Origin of the sequence: Mycobacterium gastri (assembly GCF_002102175.1) — a bacterium.
GTDB lineage: Bacteria > Actinomycetota > Actinomycetes > Mycobacteriales > Mycobacteriaceae > Mycobacterium > Mycobacterium gastri.
The window spans coordinates 1-21,492 of record NZ_LQOX01000050.1 but is presented as its reverse complement, the minus strand read 5'-3'; the positions used below and the strand labels follow the sequence as shown (position 1 = coordinate 21,492).

General features: G+C 66.6%; 16 protein-coding genes and 1 pseudogene. 9 read left to right on the top strand and 8 right to left on the bottom strand.

Features of this window, described 5'->3' with window-relative positions; all coding sequences use genetic code 11:
• The 9 genes and pseudogenes from esxL to AWC07_RS03665 form a co-directional block, all read left to right on the top strand.
• Positions 1–93 (top strand): annotated as a pseudogene (esxL, locus tag AWC07_RS03705) (type VII secretion system ESX-5 protein EsxL); the annotation flags it as partial.
• A gap of 481 nt (positions 94–574) precedes the next feature.
• A complete protein-coding gene (locus AWC07_RS03700; RefSeq protein ID WP_036409574.1) occupies positions 575–1,348 on the top strand; it encodes a response regulator transcription factor in 774 nt (257 codons plus the stop codon).
• Positions 1,349–1,355: 7 nt separating this feature from the next.
• On the top strand, positions 1,356–2,888 hold the full coding sequence (locus AWC07_RS03695; RefSeq protein ID WP_036409578.1) for a sensor histidine kinase: 1,533 nt from the start codon (positions 1,356–1,358) through the stop codon (positions 2,886–2,888).
• A gap of 197 nt (positions 2,889–3,085) precedes the next feature.
• Complete coding sequence (locus AWC07_RS03690; RefSeq protein ID WP_075549266.1) at positions 3,086–3,175, top strand: K+-transporting ATPase subunit F; 90 nt, start codon at positions 3,086–3,088, stop codon at positions 3,173–3,175.
• Positions 3,175–4,845, top strand: coding sequence for a potassium-transporting ATPase subunit KdpA (gene kdpA, locus AWC07_RS03685; protein WP_036409580.1), 1,671 nt, complete (start codon positions 3,175–3,177; stop codon positions 4,843–4,845). The genes AWC07_RS03690 and kdpA overlap by 1 nt, the downstream gene beginning before the upstream one ends.
• 4 nt (positions 4,846–4,849) lie before the next feature.
• Complete coding sequence (gene kdpB, locus AWC07_RS03680) at positions 4,850–6,964, top strand: potassium-transporting ATPase subunit KdpB (protein ID WP_036409582.1); 2,115 nt, start codon at positions 4,850–4,852, stop codon at positions 6,962–6,964.
• A 2-nt stretch (positions 6,965–6,966) separates the two neighbouring features.
• Positions 6,967–7,893 carry a potassium-transporting ATPase subunit C gene (locus AWC07_RS03675; RefSeq protein ID WP_036409583.1) on the top strand — a complete coding sequence of 309 codons (927 nt, stop codon included), beginning with the start codon at positions 6,967–6,969 and terminating at the stop codon, positions 7,891–7,893.
• Positions 7,881–10,472 carry a sensor histidine kinase gene (locus tag AWC07_RS03670; RefSeq protein WP_244187469.1) on the top strand — a complete coding sequence of 864 codons (2,592 nt, stop codon included), beginning with the start codon at positions 7,881–7,883 and terminating at the stop codon, positions 10,470–10,472. Before AWC07_RS03675 ends, AWC07_RS03670 begins: the two co-directional genes overlap by 13 nt.
• Positions 10,469–11,149, top strand: a complete 681-nt coding sequence (locus AWC07_RS03665) for a response regulator (RefSeq protein WP_036409584.1) — start codon at positions 10,469–10,471, stop codon at positions 11,147–11,149. The genes AWC07_RS03670 and AWC07_RS03665 overlap by 4 nt, the downstream gene beginning before the upstream one ends.
• A gap of 19 nt (positions 11,150–11,168) precedes the next feature.
• Here the strand turns inward: AWC07_RS03665 and AWC07_RS03660 are convergent, their stop codons facing one another.
• The 8 genes from AWC07_RS03660 to mfd form a co-directional block, all read right to left on the bottom strand.
• Positions 11,169–11,504, bottom strand: coding sequence for a hypothetical protein (locus AWC07_RS03660; protein WP_036409593.1), 336 nt, complete (start codon positions 11,502–11,504; stop codon positions 11,169–11,171).
• Between the two features lie 528 nt (positions 11,505–12,032).
• Complete coding sequence (locus tag AWC07_RS03655; protein ID WP_036409595.1) at positions 12,033–12,992, bottom strand: Ppx/GppA phosphatase family protein; 960 nt, start codon at positions 12,990–12,992, stop codon at positions 12,033–12,035.
• Positions 12,989–13,480, bottom strand: a complete 492-nt coding sequence (locus tag AWC07_RS03650; RefSeq protein ID WP_085104956.1) for a DUF501 domain-containing protein — start codon at positions 13,478–13,480, stop codon at positions 12,989–12,991. Before AWC07_RS03650 ends, AWC07_RS03655 begins: the two co-directional genes overlap by 4 nt.
• Positions 13,473–14,147: an FtsB family cell division protein gene (locus AWC07_RS03645; RefSeq protein ID WP_036408791.1), complete on the bottom strand. Its 675-nt coding sequence runs from the start codon at positions 14,145–14,147 to the stop codon at positions 13,473–13,475. Before AWC07_RS03645 ends, AWC07_RS03650 begins: the two co-directional genes overlap by 8 nt.
• A gap of 44 nt (positions 14,148–14,191) precedes the next feature.
• A complete protein-coding gene (eno, locus tag AWC07_RS03640; RefSeq protein WP_036408789.1) occupies positions 14,192–15,481 on the bottom strand; it encodes a phosphopyruvate hydratase in 1,290 nt (429 codons plus the stop codon).
• Positions 15,482–15,561: 80 nt separating this feature from the next.
• Positions 15,562–16,302, bottom strand: a complete 741-nt coding sequence (locus tag AWC07_RS03635; protein WP_036408787.1) for a lytic transglycosylase domain-containing protein — start codon at positions 16,300–16,302, stop codon at positions 15,562–15,564.
• A gap of 287 nt (positions 16,303–16,589) precedes the next feature.
• A complete protein-coding gene (locus tag AWC07_RS03630; protein WP_036408785.1) occupies positions 16,590–17,699 on the bottom strand; it encodes a nucleoside triphosphate pyrophosphohydrolase in 1,110 nt (369 codons plus the stop codon).
• Positions 17,696–21,403, bottom strand: a complete 3,708-nt coding sequence (gene mfd, locus AWC07_RS03625) for a transcription-repair coupling factor (protein WP_036408783.1) — start codon at positions 21,401–21,403, stop codon at positions 17,696–17,698. Before mfd ends, AWC07_RS03630 begins: the two co-directional genes overlap by 4 nt.
• Between the last annotated feature and the right edge of the window lie 89 nt (positions 21,404–21,492).

The following is a 21,492-nucleotide window of genomic DNA, read 5'->3' as shown; positions in this document are numbered from 1 at the left end:
TACGAGCAGGCCAACGCCCACGGCCAGAAGGTCCAGGCCGCCGGCAGCAACATGGCGCAGACCGACAGCGCCGTCGGCTCCAGCTGGGCCTAAAAACCGACAACAACGAGTGTGGCCGCACACCTACCGGTGTGCGGCCACACTCGTATGCACCCAGACCTAAAAGCGTGACGAGCAACTGGCTGCGGTCGAGTCTGGGGAGTGATAGGGCGATTTGGCTGAGGTAACGGAAGCCCTGGTGCGCGGTGAGGGTGACACCGGCCTTGGCGGCGACCTCGGAGCCGTCTCGATGCACGATGACGCCCGCCGGCGGGACCCGCGCCGCGGGAACCAGCTCACCGACAGCCGTTGGTACCAAGGTCTGCATCGATGGCCATGGCACCGCGTTTCCGCGCAGCATTGTGGAGTCGGCACCCCAATAGCTCACGCCAACAAAATGCATATCAAACACTTTCCTACGACATATATACGCCAGGTTCCCCGCTGGCAGCGCCGGACCCGCCGGCCATGGCTACATTTGAGGTTGTTATGAGCTCCGTGACGATCCCATGTGAGCTTGACAGTATGGGGAAACATGACCGCAATGACCGGGCAACCGCGCAGTCAACGTCCGCGCCAAGCCATTCTGGGGCAACTGCCCCGCATTCACCGTGCCGACGGTTCACCGATCCGGGTCCTGCTGGTCGATGACGAGCCGGCGCTGACCAACCTGGTCAAGATGGCGCTGCATTACGAAGGCTGGGACGTCGAGATAGCCCACAACGGCCGGGAAGCCATCGCCAAGTTCGAAAGAATCAGCCCGGACGTTCTAGTCCTGGACATCATGCTGCCCGATGTGGACGGGCTGCAGATCCTGCAGCGGGTCCGCGAGTCGGACGACTACACGCCCACCTTGTTCCTCACCGCCCGGGATTCGGTGATGGATCGGGTCACCGGTCTGACTGCCGGCGCCGACGACTACATGACCAAGCCCTTCAGCCTCGAGGAACTGGTCGCTCGGCTGCGCGGACTGCTGCGCCGTTCCAGCCATCTGGCGCCCCCCGCCGACGAATCCCTCAAGGTGGGCGACCTCAGGCTCGACGCCGCCAGCCGGGAAGTCACCCGCGGCGGGACGCCGATATCGCTGTCGTCGACCGAGTTCGAATTGCTGCGGTTCTTGATGCGCAATCCGCGCCGCGCGCTGAGCCGCACCGAGATCCTCGACCGGGTCTGGAACTACGACTTCGCCGGACGCACCAGCATTGTCGACCTCTATATCTCGTACCTGAGGAAGAAGATCGACGCTGACCGCGAGCCGATGATCCACACCGTCCGCGGGATTGGATACATGCTGCGACCAGCGGAATGAGCCGGCAGTGACCGGGGACCGCAACACCCCCCGCTGGTTTCCCCGTTCGTTACGCGGGCAGTTGCTGCTCGGCGTGCTGGCTGTCGTGACCGTAGTGCTGGTGGCCGTGGGCGCCGTGTCCGTACTCAGCCTGCGCGGTTACGTCACCGCGATGAACGATGCCGAGGTCGCGGAGTCCTTACATGCGCTCAGTCACGCATACGCCAGATACCGCAACGGCGAACACACGTCGATACATACCGGTACACCCCCGGTATCCCAGGCGCTGCTGGAGTTCACCGGGCAAACCCCGGGCAACCTCATCGCGGTGCTGCGCGACGGGGTGGTGATCGGCTCGGCCGTCTTCTCCGAGGACGAACCACGACCCGCGCCGGCCGACGTCATCCGCGCCATCGAAGCCCAATCCTGGGACGACAGCCCCTCCCGGGTCGAAACGCTGGGCAGCCTGGGTTCCTACCAGGTTGCCAGCCGCGCCGCCGGATCCGACCGGCTCATCGTCGGCGTCTCGCTCAACCTCGCCGACCAGATCACTTCCCGCAAGAACATCACCACTACCGTGCTGGTCGCGACGGCGCTGGTGATCACGGCGGCACTCACGGCCTGGGTGGTCGGATATGCCCTTCGGCCGCTGCGTCGGCTCGCCGCGACCGCCGCCGAAGTCGCCGCGTTGCCGCTCGCCGGCGAGGACCACCGGATCGCGGTGCGAGTCCGGCCGGAGGACACCGACCCGGACAACGAAGTCGGCATCGTGGGCCACACCCTGAATCGGTTGCTGGACAACGTCGACAGCGCGTTGCAGCACCGCGTCGAATCCGATCTGCGGATGCGGCAATTCATCACCGACGCCAGCCACGAGCTGCGGACCCCGCTCGCGGCCATCCAGGGCTACGCGGAACTGACTCGTCAAGACAGTTCGGCCCTGCCCCCGACCACCGAATACGCGCTGGCGCGCATCGAGTCGGAAGCCCGGCGGATGGCGTCACTGGTCGACGAACTGCTGCTGCTGTCCCGATTGGGCGAAGGGGAAGACCTGCAAACCGAAGAGCTCGACTTGACCGACCTGGTCATGAACGCCGTGAACGACGCGACGGTGGCGGCGCCGAGCCACCGTTGGGTCAAGGAGCTGCCCGACGAGCCGGTGTGGGTCAACGGGGACCATGCCCGGCTGCATCAGCTCGTCAGCAATCTGCTCACCAACGCCTGGGTGCACACTCCGCCCGGGGTCACCGTGACCACCGCGATCACCCGCCAATCCGACCCGACCAACGGGTCATACGTCGAGCTGACGGTGACCGACGACGGACCCGGCATCGACCCCGACGTCGTACCCCATCTGTTCGAGCGGTTCGTCCGCGCCAACACGACGCGCTCGGCTGAGTCCGGCCACGGACTGGGCCTGGCCATTGTCAACTCGATCGTCAAGGCGCACAACGGCTCGGTGACTGCCGAATCAGCGCACGGCCACACCGTCTTTCGGGTCAAACTGCCGATGATGGACCGGCCGGGCACGGACACCGCCGGAACGCCGCGACGGCCGTAAATACTCGCGGGTGCGGCCGTAAAGAAATCGTTAAGGCCGCTCCCGCCCGGCTTCGTTCGCGCCTAGCCTCTGTCTGGCCCTCTACCGGAGAGCGGTTGTCGTTGCGTGCCGAGAAAGACAGACATGTCCGTGGTGGTTTACCTGGCGCTGACCGTGGCCGTCTTCGCCGCGTTGAGCGCACTGCTGAAGTTGGATTTGTGAGCACCGCCAACGCTGTCGGTCTGGCTCTTGCCGCGCTCGTCGCGCTGTTGCTGGTTGCGGCCCTGGTGTATCCGGAGAAGTTCTGATGAGCGACGGCACCGCAGCGGTGCTGTTCCTCGGGCTGCTGGTCGCCGCTCTGGCGGCGGCACACGTCCCGCTCGGCGACTACATGTACCGCGCCTATAGCACTGAAAAACACTGGCGCGCAGAGCGATTCATTTACCGACTGGTCGGGGCGGACCCCGGCGCCGAACAGACCTGGGCCGCCTATGCCCGTAGCGTGCTGGCATTTTCGGCGGTGAGCATCATATTCCTGTTCGCCCTGCAGCTAGTGCAGGACAAGCTGCCGCTGCACCTTGGGTATCCGGCCACACCGATGACACCCGCATTGGCCTGGAACACCGCGGTCAGCTTCGTCACCAACACCAACTGGCAGGCATATTCCGGCGAATCGACCCAGGGGCATCTGGTGCAGATGGCCGGTTTGGCGGTGCAGAACTTCGTGTCCGCCGCGGTCGGCATGGCCGTCGCCGTGGCCTTCGTCCGCGGGTTCGCCCGCAACCGCACCGGCGAACTCGGCAACTTCTGGGTGGACCTGGTGCGCGGCACGCTGCGCATTCTGCTGCCGATAGCCGTCGCCGGCGCGGTCGTGCTCGTCATGGGCGGGGTCGTCCAGAACTTCCATCTCAACGATCAGGTCGTGACCACGCTCGCCGGGGCCCCACAGACCATCCCGGGCGGTCCGGTCGCGAGCCAGGAGGTGATCAAGGAGCTCGGCACCAACGGCGGCGGCTTCTACAACGCCAACTCCGCACACCCCTTCGAAAACCCGACCGCCTGGACCAACTGGGTGGAGATCTTCCTGCTGCTGGTCATCAGTTCCGCGCTGCCCCGCACCTTCGGCCGGCTGGTTGGCAGCAAGAGGCAGGGCTATGCGATCGCGGCGATCGTCGCGGTGATCGCCGCCGTCAGCGTCACCACCATGCTGCTGTTCCAGGTGCAGCACCACGGCACCGTGCCCACCGCGGTGGGTGCGTCGACCGAAGGCGTCGAACAGCGCTTCGGGGTTGCCGACTCGGCGGTCTTTGCCGACGCCACCACGCTGACGTCCACCGGCGCCGTCGACTCGACCCACGACTCCTACACCAGCCTGGGCGGCATGATGACGATGTTCAACATGCAACTCGGCGAGGTCGCGCCCGGCGGCACCGGCTCCGGCCTGTACGGCATCCTGATCCTGGCCGTCATCACCGTGTTCGTCGCCGGGTTGATGGTCGGACGGACCCCGGAATACCTGGGCAAGAAGATCACGCCGCGCGAAATGAAACTGGCCGCCGGATACTTCCTGGTGACTCCGCTGATCGTGCTGGTCGGCACCGCCGCCGCAATGGCGCTGCCCGGGGAGCGGGCCGGCATGGCCAACACCGGGCCGCACGGGCTGTCGGAGGTGCTCTATGCGTTTACCTCGGCGGCCAACAACAACGGCTCGGCGTTCGCGGGTCTGGCGGCCAACACGGTGTGGTACGACACCGCCTTGGGCCTGGCGATGGTCTTCGGCCGATTCCTGCCGATGATCCTGGTGCTGGCGCTGGCCGGTTCGCTGGCCCGGCAGGGGACCACCCCGGAGTCGGCCGGCACCTTGCCCACCCACCGGCCGCAATTCGTCGGCCTGGTGGTCGGTGTGACGGTCATCCTGGTGGCGCTCACCTTCCTGCCCGCGCTGGCGCTCGGGCCGCTCGCCGAAGGGATCCACTGAAACAGTGACGCGCACAACCGCTTCGGCCAAACATCTGCTCGATCCGGCGCTGCTGGTGAAGTCGCTGCCGGACGCATTGCGCAAACTCGACCCGCGCACCCTGTGGCGCAATCCGGTGATGTTCATCGTGGAGATCGGCGCCGGGTGGGCGACGATTCTGGTGTTCGGCGACAACACCTGGTTCAGCTGGCTCGTGGTGTTCTGGCTTTGGCTGACAGTCATTTTCGCCAACCTCGCCGAAGCGGTCGCCGAGGGGCGCGGCAAAGCGCAGGCCGACACCCTGCGCAAAGCGAAGGCCGACACCGTCGCGCACCGACTCAAGGATTGGTCACCAGGCGCCCTGGACCGATCCGGGGTGGTACCCGAAGACATCGCCGCGCCGCTGCTACAACTGGGCGACATCGTGGTGGTCGCAGCGGGCGAGGTCATTCCCGGCGACGGAGATGTCGTGGAAGGCATTGCCTCGGTTGATGAATCGGCGATAACCGGCGAGTCAGCGCCGGTGATCCGGGAATCGGGCGGCGACCGTTCCTCGGTCACCGGGGGGACGACCGTGCTGTCGGATCGCATTATCATCCGAATCACCCAAAAGCCCGGTGAGAGCTTCGTCGACCGGATGATCGCGCTCGTCGAGGGCGCCAACCGGCAGAAGACTCCCAACGAGATTGCGCTGAACATCCTGCTCGCGGCGTTGACCATCATCTTCGTGTTCGCGGTGGCCACGCTGCAGCCGCTGGCGATCTATTCCAAGGCCAACAACCCGGGTGTGCCCGACACCCAAGCCCTCGACGCCGACGGTATCAGCGGAATTGTGCTGGTCGCGCTGCTGGTGTGCTTGATTCCCACCACAATTGGGGCGCTGCTGTCGGCAATCGGCATCGCGGGCATGGACCGGCTGGTGCAACGCAACGTGCTGGCCATGTCCGGACGGGCCGTCGAAGCCGCCGGTGACGTCAACACCCTGTTGCTGGACAAAACCGGAACCATCACGCTCGGCAATCGGGAGGCATCGGAATTCATTCCGGTGCGCGGGATCAGCGCCGCGGAGCTCGCCGACGCCGCACAGCTGGCCAGCCTGGCCGACGAAACGCCGGAGGGACGCTCCATCGTGGTGTACGCCAAACAAGCCTACGGATTGCGCGCCCACACACCGGGGGATCTCGACGACGCCTCCTGGGTGGAATTCACTGCGCTGACCCGGATGTCGGGTGTCAACCTGGATGGGCGAAAGCTGCGTAAGGGGGCGGCCAGCTCGGTCGCCGAGTGGGTGCGCGGCAACGGCGGCGATGTACCCGTCGAACTCGGACAGATTGTCGACGGCATCTCCGCTGCCGGAGGCACCCCGCTGGTGGTGGGCCGCGTGGATCACCGAAACGCGCGGGTGCTCGGCGTCATCCATCTCAAGGATGTGGTTAAACAGGGTATGCGGGCCCGGTTCGACGCGATGCGCTTGATGGGGATTCGCACCGTGATGATCACCGGCGATAATCCGTTGACCGCCAAGGCGATTGCCGACGAGGCCGGGGTGGACGACTTTCTGGCCGAGGCCACTCCCGAGGACAAACTGATGCTGATCAAGCGCGAGCAGCACGGCGGCCGGTTGGTCGCGATGACCGGCGACGGCACCAACGACGCACCGGCGCTGGCCCAGGCCGATGTGGGGGTGGCGATGAACACCGGCACCGCGGCGGCCAAGGAGGCCGGCAACATGGTGGATCTGGACTCCGATCCCACCAAGCTCATCGAGATCGTGGAAATCGGCAAGCAACTGCTGATCACCCGCGGCGCGTTGACCACATTTTCGATAGCCAACGACATCGCCAAGTATTTCGCGATCATCCCGGCGATGTTCGTGGCGCTGTTTCCCGGCTTGGATCTGCTCAACGTGATGCGGCTACACAGCCCGCAATCGGCGATCCTGTCCGCGGTGATCTTCAACGCCGTCGTCATCGTCGCACTGATTCCGCTGGCGCTGCGCGGTGTGCGCTATACGCCCAACCGCGCCTCGAAACTGCTCAGCCGCAACCTCTACCGATATGGCGTAGGCGGGCTGGTCGCGCCGTTCATCGGGATCAAGGTCATCGACCTGGTTGTTCAACTGCTGCCCGGGATGTCGTAGAAATGAAAGTCGCCAACACACTCCGTCAGTACTGGGCCGCGCTTCGGGCGCTGCTCGTTTTCACGGTCATCCTCGGCCTCGGCTACCCGCTGCTCGTCTGGTTGACGGCGTGGATTCCCGGGCTGCACGACAAGGCGCAAGGTTCCATGGTCGATGCCGGCGGTAAACCGGTCGGCAGCAGTCTGATCGGACAGTTGTACCTCGATGCCGCCGGGCGCCCGTTGCCGCAGTACTTCCAGGGACGGCCCTCGGCGGCAGGCGCCGGATATGACACGTTGTCCAGCGGCGGCAGCAATCTGGGGCCGGAGAGCATCGTGGATACTCCGGCCGACCCGGCAAAACTGGCGGCCGGCGCCAGTGCGGCCGAAGCCGGTTTCCGGCCCGGTCTGCTGACCCAGGTGTGTTCGCGCAGTGCGGCTGTGGCGCGATTCGAGGGTCTGGCCCAGGCGGAGGGATCACGGCCATTCTGCACGCCGGGCGGGGTGGGAGCCGTGCTGTCGGTGATCGGTCCCCGCGATCCGCGCGGCAATGTCTCGCGCCCAGTCCGAGTCGTCAGCGTCAACGAGCCCTGCACCGCCGGCAGGCAGCCGTTTCTGGACCGCTATGAGGGCGTGCAGGTCCAATGCGCGGCGTTCGGCGAGAACTACTCGCTCGGCCAGATCGTGCCCATTCGCGGCGCGGCGCCGGCGGTCCCACGGGTTCCGCCCGATGCCGTCACGGCCAGCGCTAGCGGGCTGGACCCGGATATCTCCCCGGCCTACGCCGGGCTGCAGATTCCCCGGGTGGCCAGGGCCCGGCATGCCACCCCGGATCAGATACGGGCGCTGGTGGCTCAGACGGAAAACGGCCGCACCCTCGGTATCTTCGGGCAGGCGTGCGTCAATGTGCTGCAGCTCAACCTGGAACTCGACCGCAGATACCCGGTCTAGCGTTGCGGGTGGATGATGGTTCTGTGAGCGCCGCCGACCCCCCTCGCAAACGCGGAGAACTCCGCATCTATCTGGGGGCGGCGCCGGGGGTCGGCAAGACGTACGCGATGCTCGGCGAAGCGCGCCGGCGGTTGGAACGCGGTACCGACCTGGTGGCGGCCGTGGTGGAGACCTACGGACGCGCGAAAACCGCTGCGCTGCTTGACGGCATCGAAATCATTCCGCCGCACTACGTCGAGTACCGCGGCGTCAGTTTTCCCGAGCTCGACGTGCCGGCCGTGCTGGCGCGGCATCCGAAGGTGGTCCTGGTTGACGAGCTGGCTCATACCAATACACCGGGCAGCAAGAACCCCAAGCGCTGGCAGGACGTCGAGGAGCTGCTCGACGCCGGGATCACCGTGATCTCCACGGTGAACATCCAGCATCTGGAAAGCCTCAACGACGTCGTCGCCCAGATCACCGGCATCGAGCAAAAGGAGACCTTACCGGATGCCGTCGTGCGACAGGCCGCCCAAGTAGAACTCATCGATATCACGCCGGAGGCGTTGCGCCGCAGGCTGTCTCACGGCAATGTCTATGCTCCTGACAAGATCGACGCGGCGTTGTCCAATTACTTCCGCCGCGGAAACCTCACCGCGCTAAGGGAACTGGCGCTGCTGTGGCTGGCCGATCAAGTGGACACCGCGCTGGCCAAGTACCGCGCGGACAACAAGATCACCGACATGTGGGAAGCGCGCGAGCGCGTCGTCGTGGCCGTCACCGGCGGTCCGGAATCGGAGACGTTGGTGCGACGAGCATCCCGGATCGCATCAAAGTCGAGTGCCGAGCTGATGGTGGTGCACGTCATCCGCGGTGACGGGCTGGCGGGCTTGTCGGAGGCACGGATGAGCAAGATCCGCGAGCTGGCCAACAGTCTTGACGCCTCGCTGCATACCGTGGTCGGCGACGACGTCGCCGACGCCCTGCTGGATTTCGCCCGCGAAATCAACGCCACTCAACTGGTGATCGGCACCTCACGCCGGTCCCGGTTGGCACGTCTTTTTGAGGAGGGTATCGGCTCGGCGATCGTCGAGCGGTCGGGCAAGATCGACGTGCACCTGGTCACCCACGAGGAATCCAAGCGGGGCGTGCGGACCGCGCCGATGACCCCCCGCACCCGACGAGTGACGTCCTGGCTGGCCGCCGTCATCGTTCCCTCGTTGATCTGTGCGGTAACCGTGTCAGTGTTGGACCCCTATCTGGACACCAGTGGCGAAAGCGCGCTGTTCTTTGTCGGAGTCCTCCTGGTGGCGCTGCTGGGCGGCGTTGCCCCGGCCGTTCTTTCGGCGGTGTTGTCCAGCCTGCTGCTGAACTACTTCCTGACCGATCCGCGCTACACGTTCACCATCGCCGAACCATCCGCGGCCGTCACCGAGGCGGTGCTACTCCTAGTCGCGGTCGCGGTCGCGGTGCTCGTCGACGGTGCGGCCAAACGAGCCCGGGAAGCCCGCCGCGCCGCCCAGGAGGCCGAACTGCTGACCTTGTTCGCCGGATCGGTGCTGCGCGGAGCAGACCTGGAAACACTGCTGGAACGAGTGCGGGAGACGTACTCGCAACGCACCGTGAGCATGTTGCGCGAGCGCGCGGGCGAAGACCGCACCCTCAGTGAGGTGGTGGCCTCCGTCGGCAAAGATCCCTGCACCACAGTCGATTCCGCCGACACCGCGATCGAGGTCGGGGACGACGAGTTCTGGATGCTGATGGCCGGAAAACAACTGTCGGCGCGGGACCGCCGGGTACTCAACGCGGTGGCCAGACAAGCCGCGGGTCTGGTCAGGCAACGTGAGATGGCCGAAGAAGCCAGCCGGACCGAAGCGATCGTGCGTGCTGACGAGCTGCGGCGCTCACTGCTGTCCGCGGTCAGCCATGACCTGCGCACCCCGCTGGCAGCGGCCAAGGTCGCGGTGTCCAGCTTGCGAGCCCACGACATCGCCTTCTCCCCGGCCGACACCGCCGAATTGCTGGCCACTATCGAAGAATCCATCGACGCCCTCACCGCACTGGTCGGAAACCTGCTCGACTCGTCGCGGCTGGCCGCCGGCGTGCTGCGCCCGGACCTGCAACGGGTGTATCTGGAGGAAGTGGTGCAGCGCGCGTTGGTGAGTATCGGCATGGGTGCCACCGGCTTCTACCGGTCGGCCATCGACCGCGTCAAGGTCGACGTCGGAGGCGCCGTGGTGATGGCCGACGCGGGCCTGATGGAACGGGTCTTGGCCAACCTTATCGACAACGCGCTGCGCTATGCACCGGATTCCGTCGTGCGGGTCAACGCCGGCCAGGTGGGCGATCGGGTGCTGATCAATGTCATCGACGAGGGTCCCGGGGTTCCGCCCGGAACCCAGGGCCAGATCTTCGAACCCTTTCAGCGCCTTGGTGATAACGACAACACCACCGGAGTCGGTCTGGGTATGTCGGTGGCCCGCGGTTTCGTCGAAGCGATGGGCGGCACCGTCCAGGCTGGAGATACGCCGGGAGGCGGTCTGACCGTCGTCGTCGACCTGGCCGCGCCGCCCGCTTGCGGGGGAGAGCGGCGAGAATGACCCGCGTCTTGGTGATCGACGACGAGCCGCACATCCTGCGGGCGCTGCGCATCAACCTGACCGTGCGCGGCTACGAGGTGATCACCGCCTCAACCGGTGCCGGCGCGCTGCGCGCCGCCGCCGAGCACCGGCCCGACGTGGTGATCCTCGACCTGGGCCTGCCGGACATTTCGGGCATCGAGGTGCTCGGCGGTCTGCGCGGCTGGCTGACGGCACCGGTGATCGTGTTGTCGGCGCGCACCGATTCCTCCGACAAGGTCGAGGCCCTGGACGCGGGCGCCGACGACTACGTCACCAAACCCTTTGGGATGGACGAGTTTCTGGCCAGGTTGCGCGCGGCGGTGCGCCGCAACGCCGCGGCGTCGGAGGTGGATCAGCCGGTTGTCGAAACCGACGCGTTCACCGTCGATTTGGCCGCCAAGAAGGTCACCAAGAACGGTGTCGAAGTGCATCTGACCCCGACCGAGTGGGGCATGCTCGAGGTGCTGGTCCGCAACCGGGGCAAGCTGGTCGGCCGCGAGGAACTGCTCAAGGAGGTGTGGGGACCCGCGTATGCCACCGAAACCCATTACCTGCGTGTGTATCTGGCGCAGCTGCGGCGCAAACTGGAAGATGACCCGTCGCACCCCACGCACCTGTTGACGGAGTCCGGAATGGGCTACCGCTTCGAGGCTTGAGTCCCAGCTGCCACAGGAGTCACTGTCCGGGGTGACCCTCTTTGTGCCCACCTAATAGCGACTTCGCCGGTGCCCGGGCCAAGGCCCGCAACGCCAGCACGCGTCGATGAATCCGGTGTTCGGTGGCTCGCGGGATGTACGACGGGCCGTACCAACCCCGGCCGAGTCGGCGAACCCGGCCGCGTGCAATCTCCCAGCGCAACGCGTCCGAGACGGCCTTGGATGCCCTGCCGCGCACCGAAAATCCGTGCCAGGCAAGCGCATCGAGCATTTCGGCGATGGTCGCCGGTCCGTGTTGGGACAGCTGCATGGTCAGCACGTAGCGAAGCTCGATTCCGCGAAGCATGATGTTCATTGCCGAACCGTCGCATGCCGGTATGACATCGGCCGGAGTTGTCGCTATGAGCGTTCATGGGGCCGCGCCCCGTTGGGGGGTAATGAAAATTCGCGTGCGGGTGCGGCCGGGGTGCGTGGCTGACGGCGCCCAGTGTGCGCTGACGGCGCCGAGTGTGCGCTGACGGCGCCGAGTGTGCCGCCGACGGCGCCCAGTGTGCGCTGGCAGCGCCGAGTGTGCGCTGGCGGCGCCGAGTGTGCGCTGGCGGCGCCGATCGTGCCGTCAGGGCGGCCGATCGCGGCAGTTCCCGCCCTCCATACACAGTCAAAGCCGTCGCCGCACACTCGATGCGGCGGTATGGCAGCCGCTTCGGCGAGCACGCGAGACATCCCCGAAAGCCGTATCAGCGTGCCGAAAACAGGGCCAGGCAGCCAAGACTGCGCAAGACGACATCGTTGACCAGCAGCATTCGTGGTCACCATGAATTTCCGAGTGAGGTGGGCAAAAAAGAGGGCCACCCCGGACAGTGACTGCTGCGACAGATGTGACTCACCCGGACAGCGACAGCACGATGCCGTCCAGGATGTCGTGCTCGCTGACGGTCAGCTCGTCGATGCCGGCCCGGTCACGCAGCTCGCGCGCCAACTCCTCGACCACGATCGCCCCGCCGGCGATCACGTCCACCCGTCCCTCGTGCATCGGCGGCAGGGCGGCGCGCTCCTTGCGAGTCATTTTCACCAGCCGCTCGCACACGATCAACAAGTCATCACCCGGCACCCGCGAAAGATGAATGGCCGCCGCATCATACGCCGTCAAGCGGTGAGCCAACGCGGACAGCGTGGTCATTGTCCCGGCCAGACCGACCCAGGTCCGAGCCGACTCGACGGGCACCACCTGCAACGCGACTGCCAACCGCTCCCGCACCACCTTTCGGGCCGCGTCGACCTCAAGTGCCGTCGGGGGGTCGGAGTGCAAACAGCGCTCCGTGAGACGCACGCACCCGATGTCAGCCGAATAACTCGCGACCACCTCGTTGCCGGCCTTCCCCAGCACAATCTCGGTGGAGCCGCCGCCCAGGTCTACGACCACGAAAGGCGCACCGGCGCTGTCTAATTCGCCGACCGCGCCGCGGAATGACAGCTCGGCCTCCTCGGCGCCGCTGATCACTTCCGCCATCGAACCAGGGATCACGGCGCCCAGCACCTCCGCCGTCATCGCGAAAAAGGCGTCACGATTGGCGGCGTCGCGAGTAGCCGACGTGGCAACCATTCGTACCCGCTCAACACCGTGCAGCCGCAGCAATACGGCATAGTCGGTCAAGGCTGCGCAAGTCCGCGCGATAGCATCCGGGGCCAACTCGCCGGTCGCGTCAACTCCCTGGCCCAGTCGGACAATCCGCGTTTCGCGATGCACATCGTGCAGGCGGGTGCCGGTCGCCTCGGCGATCAACAGGCGAATCGAATTGGTACCGCAGTCGATCGCCGCGATTCGTCTTCTCGATCCACTCATCGCCACTGCTCCCCCACAATCAAATCGGCTGCCGCCGGCTCGGCGGCCAACAGCGCCACCGCCTCATCGCCGAGTGGATTCACCCCGGGACCCTTGGCCAGCGAATGCGCGATCAGCACGTGCAGGCACTTCACCCGGTCGGGCATTCCCCCCGCCGACACTGCCGTTCCCAGCGGTTCGATGGCGTCACGCTCGGCCAGATACGACTCGTGTGCCCGCCGATACGCCGCAGCCAGGTCGGGGTCATCTTGGAGCCGCTGGGTCATCTCGCGCATGAGCCCGATGGTCTCCAGCCTGCTTGCCGCCGCCGTGAGCACCGGATGCGTCAGGTAGTACAACGTCGGAAACGGTGTGCCGTCAGGCAGTTTCGGGGCAGTTTTCACCACGCCGGGTTCACCGTTGGGGCATCGGTAAGCCACCTCGAGCACGCCGCGAGGCTCCCGGCCGAGCTGACGCGCCACCACCTGAAGATCGGCGCGGTCAACCACCGGGCGCCGTCGGGTTGGGTAGCCCAGCACCGGGCGGACCGGGCTCGGGTGTGGGCTCCGGGGCGGCGGCAGGCGGCAGGTGCGGCGCATCGGCGACGGTGTGCCACAACGCGGTATACCAGGGCTCGTTTTTGGCCGGGGTCGGCGCATCGCCGCGAGGCTGGGGCGACACCGCCGCCGTCGGCGGAAGCTGGACCTGAAACGGGATGTCGCCCGGCATCACGAACCCGAGACGCTCCCGGGCCTGGGCTGCGATATAGGCCGGGTCGGCCAGCTGGTTCTTCTGCCGCTCCAGGTCGGCGATCTGGCGACGCAGCGCGGTTTCCGTCGCGGACAGTTGTTCCATCTCGGTGTGCTGCGCGAAGTAGGTGCGCACCGGACCGGCGATGGTCAGCGTGAGCACACACACCACCGCGGCCAGCACCGCCGCCCGCCGGGCGGTGAACCCCAGCCGCTGATCGGACCGCTGTTCCATCGATTCGGTGAACGAGCGCTTGATGGGTTCGACGAGATGCTCGCGCAGGTTGCGGGCGCTCTGGCCGGTGGCCGGCGACTGTGCGGGCCGGGACGGCGACGCTGAGCGACGGGCCCGGGACGTATCGCCGGCCTTGCCCGGCCGCGATGCCGGGGAGCGGCGTTTCGAGTCGGGTCGTTTCGCGTCGGGCATGTCGCTTCAGCCGCGCTTGAGGTTGGCGCTCAACCTAGCCCAACCTATTTTTGGTCCACAAGGTATCGGGGAAAGGCCAGGTCGCCGGCGTACCGGGCGGCGTCGCCGAGTGTGTCTTCGATGCGCAACAGCTGGTTGTATTTGGCGACGCGTTCACTGCGGGCCGGTGCGCCCGTCTTGATCTGTCCGCTGCCGACGGCCACCGCCAGGTCGGCGATCATGGTGTCCTCGGTCTCGCCGCTGCGGTGGCTCATCATCGTGCGGTATCCGCTGTGGTGAGCCAGCGCCACCGCGTCGAGTGTCTCGGTCAGCGTGCCGATTTGATTCACCTTGACCAGCAACGCGTTTGCCACGCCGCGTTCGATGCCCTCTTCGAGTCGCTCCGGATTGGTGACGAAGATGTCGTCGCCGACGATCTGTACCCGCTCGCCGATCGACGCCGTCAGCGCGGCCCAGCCGTCCCAGTCGTCTTCGGACAGTGGGTCTTCGATGGACACCAGGGGGTAGGAAGCCAACAGTCCGGCGTAGAACTCGGCCATCTGCTCGGCGGTGCGGATCGAACCCTCGAAGGAGTAGCCGGTGCCGTCGGTGTAGAACTCGGTGGCGGCGGCGTCGAGCGCCAGTGCCACGTCCGAGCCGAGCTGAAAACCCGCCGACTCGATGGCCCTGCTGATCAGATCCAGCGCCGCGGCGGTGCCGGCCACGTCGGGGGCAAAACCGCCTTCGTCGCCCAGACCGGTGGACAGCCCCTCCCTCTTCAGCACCGACTTGAGCGCGTGGTACACCTCGGCACCCCAGCGCAGCGCCTCGGCGAAGCTCGGCGCGCCGATCGGGGCCACCATGAACTCCTGGATGTCGACGGCGGTATCGGCGTGTGCGCCGCCGTTGAGAATGTTCATCATGGGCACCGGCAGGATGTGGGCGTTGGGGCCGCCTATGTAGCGGAACAACGGCAATTCCGCCGATTCGGCGGCGGCCTTGGCGACCGCCAGCGAGACACCCAGGATCGCGTTGCCGCCCAGTCGGGACTTGTCGGGCGTGCCGTCCAGGTCGACCAGCGCCTGGTCGACCAGCCGCTGGTCGTCGGCGTTGAGGCCGATGACGGCGGGGCCGATTTCATCGAGCACGGCTTGGACTGCCTTCTTGACCCCCTTGCCGCCGTAGCGGTCGCCGCCGTCGCGCAGTTCGACGGCCTCGTGCTCGCCCGTCGATGCGCCCGATGGCACCGCGGCGCGGGCGAAAGTGCCGTCCATCAGAGCCACTTCGACCTCGACCGTCGGGTTGCCGCGGGAATCCAGAATCTCGCGGGCCCCGACCTGCTCGATAATCGGCACTGGATTCTCCTTTGCGCTTCGGTTCTCTTATGGTCCCGGACCGCCCTTTAGCGTAAAGCCTGGCTCGGCGCTTTATCCTGCTACAGCGGGTGACCCGCCGCGTAAGCGGTCGCCCAGTCCCGCACCGCCCGGGCGTAAACACCGGAGTTGTTGTAGGCACGCAACGCGGTGATCCAGCCGCGCGGAGTCGCGAGATCCTTTCCGCGCCAGCACAAGTAACCCGCCGCCGACAGTGCGGCATCGTCGATGTTGTCGGGGCTGACGATGCCGTCGTTGTTGGCGTCGACCCCATAGAGTCGCCACGTTTCGGCGATGAACTGCATCGGCCCCATCGCGCGCTGCACCCCGTCTCCGTCCGAAGCACCGTCGACGGTCCCGTGGTCGCTGTCCACGATGCGCAGCGTGCCGCCGGTGCCGTCGAGGCGAACGCCGCGAATGGGCGGAGTCACGTCCCCGTTGGGCGCTATGGTCGCGCCGTGATAGGTGCCGTTATGACTCTCCACCTGCCCGATACCCGCCAGCGTGGTCCACGCGATATGGCACTTGGGGTTCTCGACCTGCGCGACGCGCGCGGCGTAGGCGTAGGCCTCGAGAGCGATGACCGGCATCTCCAGCGCGGGAGCTCGTTGCTCGGCCCACTCGCGCAACTGATCGGCGGGCCGGCCGCTGGCATAGGTGTTCACCGGCGGGACGGGATCACCCGGCGGCGGCGGCACACCTTCGGGAATGAACAAGCTGAGCTGCCAGGTGCAACTGGACGCCAACAGCATCGCGGTCGCCCCTATCACGGCGACCGCGCGCAACCAGCGTCTCGGCGTCACACTGCTCCTTCTTGGCTCCTCCTGGGCTCCTCCCGGGCTCCGCTCGGGCCCTGGCTGCCGCTTCCCTTATGTCCTCTTCCGGTCTGCTACCGATTTGGTCATGATCATCGTCCCACGGGTTGCGATCGTGCCCCTTTTCATTTGCGGCTCAGCACACCGGCATACCGTTGCTATGACGTAGATATCGGTTAGCTGTGAGCGCATTTGGCTATCGCTGTTCCCGTTGCTGTTGGCAGCAAACGCATCTGTCGCAAACTTCGGGATGATCGCTTGCCGTGGCCGGGCTCTTACCGCCTGCCTTTGCGTTTCTTCGGGCCGCCGCGGGATTCCTTACCCGCCGCCGGGTCGGTTTCGGGGCTGGTTTCCAGCACATTGTCCGTCGGGCCGGGCAGTTCGACGGGTTCGAAGGCCGAATCGTCCGGCTCGTCGAACGTCAGCGCGGCTGGTGCCGCATCGGCCTGCGAGGCACCCGATGGCCAGTGGATCAGCCACTCTTCGGCGGTGATCGTGCCGAGGGGCGTCACGTCGAGTTCTTCGGCAACGCTGTCGCCACGGCGCGCGGCCGCAATCGCATTCTCGGCGCTGTGAACCTTGTCGATGAAGTCCAAAATAGCTGCACGCAAAGAGTTTTCCGCATCAACCTCGGCCGAAACGGAGATCGAGGTGATGCCGGATGGGATCAGCCGCGCAGGTAGACCCGCATTGGTGACACGCTGAATAACCTTCTGCGCCAAGGCTAATGCCGGTTGACCGGTATGGACCTCGTCCAAAACGGAGTTCCGGGATTTTTCGGCCGATTTGCGTTCTTCCCACTGACTCATCTGCTCCTGAATCGAAACCTCTTGTCCGGCAAGGACTCCTGGTGCACGATTGGTCAGCTTGCGGATCAGCGTGTCGGCGACGTCGTCGATGGTGAACGGAAGCAGCGCCGCGTCTTCGGCGATGCGGGCATGAAAAAGCACCTGCAGCAACAAGTCGCCGAGTTCCTCGCGCAGCTGGTTCACATCGCCGCTGTGCACCGCGTCGAGCAGCTCGTAGGTCTCCTCCAACAGGTAGCGGCGCAACGAGTTGTGGGTCTGCTCGCTTTCCCACGGTCCGTCGCTGCGAAGTCTGTCCATCATGGCCACGGCGTCGAGCAGTCGTTCCCCGCGCTGGCGATCTACTACCGAAATCAGCCGCGCTCCGCCGGCCAGTCGTGCCACTACGGCCGGATGGTTGGGGTCCGACGACAACAACACCGGTGCGTCGTCTCCCATGTGCACCGGGTGCGCGTCGGGCAGCGACCAGGGCACCGCGACCGGCATCTCCTCGGTGTATTGCACCGGGCCGCCCAGCAACTCGATGGCTTCGACCGGCACCAGCGACGGGCGGCGCGGGTCGACCAGGACGACAATCATCGCGCTCGTCGCTCCTTACTCGACACGGGGCGGCCCGTATCGTCGCCGGACGGACTCGTTATACCAATATCTTTCTGCGGTGTGCCTGCCAGCGCCGTCACCAGGTCGGCCACCATCTGCACCAATGCGACATCTCGGATACGCGGCGCGCCGACCCCGCCGGCACGTGGGATGGGGACCTGCACGGTAGCCGTGGTCGCCCGGTAGTGCGCCCCCGGGTACATCCGCTTGAGCCGAACCTGCGCGGAGTCCAGCAGGTTCAGCGGCGACAGTCGCACCGTCGCCGCCGACGGCGCCGACACTTCGGTGATGCCGGAACCGCGACACAGCAACCGCAGCCGCGCCACCGCCACCAGCCGCCGGGCGGGTTCGGGTAGCGGCCCGTAGCGGTCGTTGAGCTCTTCTACGACAGAAGCGACGGCCGCGTCGTCACACGCGGCGGCAATCCTCCGATAGGCCTCCAAACGCAGGCGGTCGCTGGCGATGTAGTCCGGCGGCAGATGCGCATCGACCGGCAAGTCGATGCGCACGTCCTTGGGCTCCTCGGCAGTGGTTACCGTCTGGCCATCGGCCGCCGCTCGGTATGCTTCAACGGCCTCACCGACCAACCGCACGTACAGGTCGAACCCGACCCCGGCGACATGCCCGGACTGCTCGACACCCAACACGTTGCCGGCCCCGCGGATCTCGAGGTCCTTCAATGCCACCGACATCCCCGCGCCCAGCTCGTTGTTCTGCGCGATGGTCGCCAACCGGTCGTAGGCCGTCTCGGTCAGCGGCGCCTGCTGCGGATAGAGGAAGTAGGCATAGCCGCGTTCGCGGCTGCGGCCCACCCGGCCCCGCAGCTGATGCAGCTGGGCCAGCCCGAAGGTATCGGCGCGCTCGACGATGAGCGTGTTGGCGTTGGAGATGTCCAGGCCGGTCTCCACGATCGTCGTGCACACCAGGATGTCGTATTCACGGTTCCAGAAGCCCTGCACGGTGCGTTCCAGCAGCTCTTCGGGCATTTGCCCGTGCGCGACCACCACCCGCGCCTCGGGCACCAGCTCGCGGACATGAGCCGCGGCCCGGTCGATGGAGCTGACCCGGTTGTGCACGTAGAAGGCCTGCCCGTCGCGCAGCAGTTCCCGCCGCAACGCCGCCGCAATCTGCTTGTCGTCGTGCTGGCCGACGTAGGTCAGCACCGGATAGCGCTCTTCGGGCGGGGTCAGGATGGTCGACATCTCGCGGATCCCGGCCAGACTCATCTCCAGCGTGCGCGGGATCGGGGTGGCGCTCATGGTCAGCACGTCGACGTGGGTGCGCAGCGACTTGATGTGCTCCTTGTGCTCGACGCCGAACCGCTGCTCCTCGTCGACCACCACCAGGCCCAGATCCTTCCAGCGCACCCCGGTCTGCAGCAGCCGATGGGTGCCGATCACGATGTCCACCGACCCATCGGCCAGGCCCTCGATCACCGTGCGCGACTCGGCGGCATCGGTGAACCGCGACAAGCCCTTGACGGTCACCGGGAATCCGGACATTCGCTGCGCGAAGGTCTGAAGATGCTGGTCGGCCAGCAGCGTGGTAGGCACCAGCACCGCCACCTGCTTACCGTCTTGGACGGCCTTGAATGCCGCCCGCACCGCGATCTCGGTTTTGCCGTAGCCGACGTCGCCGCAGATCACCCGGTCCATCGGGATCGGCTTTTCCATGTCGGCCTTGACCTCTTGGATCGCGGTGAGCTGGTCGACGGTCTCGGTGAAACCGAACGCGTCCTCCATCTCGGCCTGCCACGGCGTGTCCGGCGCGAACGCATGTCCGGGGCTGGACTGCCGTTTGGCGTACAGCGAGACCAGCTCGCCGGCGATCTCACGCACCGCGCGTCGCGCCTTCGTCTTGGTGTTGGCCCAGTCACTGCCGCCCAGCCGGCTCAGCGCCGGCGCCTGCCCGCCGACATACCGCGACAGCTGGTCCAGGGAGTCCATCGGGACGTACAGCTTGTCGGAACCGCCGCCCCTCTTGCTGGAGGCGTACTCCAGCACTAGGTACTCGCGGCGGGCGCCGCCGACCGTGCGTTCCACCATCTCGACGAACCGGCCGATGCCGTGCTGATCGTGCACCACCAGGTCGCCGGCCGTCAGCGCCAGCGGGTCCACGGTGTTACGCCGCTTGGCGGCCAACCGCTTGCCCTCGGCGGCGCTGACCCGGCTGCCGGTCAGGTCGGTCTCGGTGATGACCACCAGGTTGGCGCCGGGAATGACGACACCGTCGTGCAGCGGCCCCTTCAGGACGCCGACGACGCCCGCCTTGGGTGTCGCGCCGCAGTCCAGCATGGCGGCGGGCGTGTCGGACTCGGCCAGCCGCTCGACGACCCGGTGCGCGGTCCCGGTGCCGGGCGCGACGACCGCGGCGTAGCCGCCGGTGCTGACGTGGGCGCGCAGCATCGCGAAAATCTCATCGATGTCGTGCTGATGGCCCCGGGCCGACGGCGAGGGCCGGACGTCGAGTTCCGTCGCGGACTCGTCCGACAGCTGGCTCAGCGTCCACCACGGGTGACCGGACTTGGCTGTCGCAGCGCGCACGTCGTCCAACTCGGCGAAACCCGAGCCTCCGAGCTGCTCGACGTCGACGGGGGCGTGATTTTCCGGACCGGTGCCAAGCGCGGCCACCGACCACGCCGCCTCCAGGAATTCCCGCCCCGTCTTGATCAGGTCGGCCGCCCGGGTCCGGATTTTCTCCGGGTCGCACAGCAACACCGGGGTGCCCTCGGCCAGCTGGTCGGTCAGCAACGCATGGGCAGCATTTGCCCCGTCTGCCCCATCTTCCATGGGATGCAGCACCGGCAGCAGTGCCTCCATCCCGTCGACCGGGATGCCCTCGGCCAGCTTGGCCAGCATGTCGGAGACGCTGCCGGTCACCGCATTCTCGGCGGCCGGGTGCTGCGCGGCCAATTCGGCGGCCCGCGCCCGCACATCATCGGTCAGCAATAGCTCACGGCAGGCGACCGCCACCAGCGTGTCGACCTCGATCTCTGGAATAGAGCGCTGATCGGCGACCGAGAACATCCGCATTTCGGTGATCTCGTCGCCCCAGAATTCGACGCGCACCGGATGCTCGGCGGTCGGGGCGAAGATGTCGAGGATCCCGCCCCGCACGGCGAACTCGCCGCGCCGGCCAACCATGTCCACCCGGGTGTAGGCCAATTCGACCAACCGGGCGATCAGGTCGTCGAAGCCGATCTCCTGCCCTACCCGCAAGGCGACCGGTTCCTGCCGCCCCAGCTGCGGGGTCATCGGCTGCAGCAGTGAGCGCACCGCGGTCACCACGACCCGCAACGGCGGTCCCAGCCTGGCATCGTCGGGATGGGCCAGCCGGCGCAGCACCAGCAGGCGAGCACCGACGGTGTCGACACCCGGTGAGAGCCGCTCATGCGGCAGCGTTTCCCACGACGGAAACACCGCGACCGCGCCACCGAAAACACCCTGTAGTTCCGCGGCCAGGTCGTCGGCGTCGCGGCCGGTGGCGGTGACCACCAGCAACGGACCCTGCCGCGCCAGCGCGCTGGCGACGAACAGGCGCGCACTGGCCGGCCCTACCAGCGTTAATTCGTCGGGTCGATCGGAGGCGCGCGCAATCAGCTGTTGGAAGGTTGGCGCGGCCAGCGCCAATTCGACGAGCCCCGCGATCGGGGTATCTGGGCTAGCAGCCCCCGGTGCGGTCATGATGCGGCCATTCTAGGAACGCGCTGAATAACCTGTCCATTGTTGGTCGTGTCTGACGGCTGTGCGCGGTGTGGCGTGTGATGATGTTG

What these genes read in the sequence shown, in the direction of transcription:
- AWC07_RS03655 (WP_036409595.1), bottom strand. Translation starts at nt 12,992, where the DNA reads ATGAGTGGATCGAGAAGACGAATCGCGGCGATCGACTGCGGTACCAAT.
- AWC07_RS03665 (WP_036409584.1), top strand. Translation starts at nt 10,469, where the DNA reads ATGACCCGCGTCTTGGTGATCGACGACGAGCCGCACATCCTGCGGGCG.
- kdpA (WP_036409580.1), top strand. Translation starts at nt 3,175, where the DNA reads ATGAGCGACGGCACCGCAGCGGTGCTGTTCCTCGGGCTGCTGGTCGCC.
- AWC07_RS03675 (WP_036409583.1), top strand. Translation starts at nt 6,967, where the DNA reads ATGAAAGTCGCCAACACACTCCGTCAGTACTGGGCCGCGCTTCGGGCG.
- mfd (WP_036408783.1), bottom strand. Translation starts at nt 21,403, where the DNA reads ATGACCGCACCGGGGGCTGCTAGCCCAGATACCCCGATCGCGGGGCTC.
- AWC07_RS03700 (WP_036409574.1), top strand. Translation starts at nt 575, where the DNA reads ATGACCGCAATGACCGGGCAACCGCGCAGTCAACGTCCGCGCCAAGCC.
- AWC07_RS03630 (WP_036408785.1), bottom strand. Translation starts at nt 17,699, where the DNA reads ATGATTGTCGTCCTGGTCGACCCGCGCCGCCCGTCGCTGGTGCCGGTC.
- AWC07_RS03645 (WP_036408791.1), bottom strand. Translation starts at nt 14,147, where the DNA reads ATGCCCGACGCGAAACGACCCGACTCGAAACGCCGCTCCCCGGCATCG.
- AWC07_RS03660 (WP_036409593.1), bottom strand. Translation starts at nt 11,504, where the DNA reads ATGAACATCATGCTTCGCGGAATCGAGCTTCGCTACGTGCTGACCATG.